This window comes from Vibrio sp. 1078-1, assembly GCF_033340475.1.
This window is the reverse complement of the sequence record NZ_JAWOWM010000265.1, coordinates 1-759: the sequence shown is the minus strand read 5'-3', so window position 1 is coordinate 759 and position 759 is coordinate 1. Positions and strand designations below refer to the sequence as shown.

At 37.8% G+C, this 759-nt stretch carries 1 protein-coding gene; it reads right to left on the bottom strand.

Annotated elements, in window-relative coordinates; genetic code table 11:
* Positions 1–759, bottom strand: a 759-nt coding sequence (locus R7190_RS27010; protein WP_318137817.1) for a relaxase/mobilization nuclease domain-containing protein, incomplete at both ends; no start/stop codon positions are given.

Genomic DNA, 759 nt, shown 5'->3' with positions numbered 1-759 from the left:
AATCTTTTACGTGCTCTCAGATTCCATTTCATGTCATCTATGAATTGTTCTACTTCTTTGCGATATCTAACATTCACAGAAAGCATCACAAGATAACTCCTCATATCTTGATCTTGCTTACTTTCGTAAACTCTAAGCGCATTATCTGATTGTTCTTGAGCGTGCGCAGCCGCTCTTTCTAGTTCTTCTTCATAGTTACTCAGGTCCTTACAGGCGTCATGTAGAATACCGTTTCCAATAAGCTTTCCGAGTGTATATTTTCGATTTCCACCTAACTGGGAGGCAGACATTCGAACTCCGTCGAGATTAAATACGATCCCCACCGCAACCCCCTTCTTTGTTTGTAGCTCAACTTTGAGGCTTGAATGTGTTGATTCAACAGCAGTGACAAACTCTGCAAGATTAGAGCGTGGCTTTAACTTATTGATACCAGTTTTTACCAGACGAGCTATTTGAGCCTTTTTGTTAAATATTTTAGCGTCATTAATATCAGCATAGGAATCGTAACCAATCTTATTACTACTTACTAATTGTCGCAGACCAAACTCTATCTCTAGCTCCCTCATTACTTCTTGTGCTCGTATCTTGCTATAAGAGTCTTTGATGCGTTTTCTTGTTACTATATCGATAGTAGATGTGACTACATGTATATGTTGTTCATCGGTATCATTATGTTTAAAAGCAATATATCGGCAATTTGCGTAACCCAAATGATTCATCAACTTTTTAGCTGTTTTGCACCATTGGAAATTAGTTAAA